Raw genomic sequence first — 817 nt, forward strand, 5'->3', positions numbered from 1 at the left:
TCACGCCCGGCAGTGGCTGCCACTGCAGTTGCGCGATCGGGGTTCTGGCCTTTGCCTCGGTTTCTGGTGTGTCGTAAATGATTTGGCCTTTGTAGGCGTTGATGCTGTTGATCGGGTGGAACAGGAATGGCGGGTAGTTCACGGCCAGCCGTCTCACTACGGGGGCTATTCGCTCGCGGCAGATCTCGGCGCGCCGGAAGTAGTCCGGTGTTCCAGCGGTCTCAAAGGTGCCGCAGATGAACTGCACGGGGTTAGCGAAATTCGGTAGCGTGAGAAGACCCGACATCGACCCCTGGGCCGGGTCGTAGATGTTGTAGAAGTTGGCAAGGCCGGTGGGCGCGACGTGCAAGGTCTGTTCGAGATCTTCGCCATGATCGTTGAGTAGTTTCGTGAAGCTCGCGAGTTTGTTGATCTGGGCAACCAGGGGATCATTGGTGTCTTTGAGGAAGCCTCGGACGTCGCCGAGGGCGTGGTTTAGCGCGTCGAGCGCGGCGGTCAAGTCCGTTGAGCTGTCGGCTAGTACTTGACTGACGGCAGCGACGTGGTTGGCGAACTGCACAATCTGTTCATTGCTTTGCGACAGCGCATCCACGAGGATGTGCAGGTTTTTGATCGTGCCGACCAAGTCGGTGCGTGAGTCGCCGAGGCGACCAGCCGCCTGGGAAAGTTCGCGCACGGCTTGCCGAAATGTGTCGCCTTGGTTGTCGAAGGTATTTGCCGCCTGGTTGACGAGTTTGGTGACGGGGCCCTGCAGGGATCCCGGCTGCGGCGCTAGCTGGGTGCTGAGTTTGGTCAGTTCATTCTTGATCTCGTCCCA

1 protein-coding gene is annotated in these 817 nt (G+C 59.4%); it reads right to left on the bottom strand.

From position 1 onward, the window contains the following. On the bottom strand, nucleotides 1-817 hold an 817-nt coding region (locus JF781_RS28045; RefSeq protein WP_225341368.1), incomplete at both ends, for an MCE family protein.

It is taken from the genome of Mycobacterium sp. WUMAC-067 (genome assembly GCF_020217485.1).
Taxonomy (GTDB): domain Bacteria; phylum Actinomycetota; class Actinomycetes; order Mycobacteriales; family Mycobacteriaceae; genus Mycobacterium.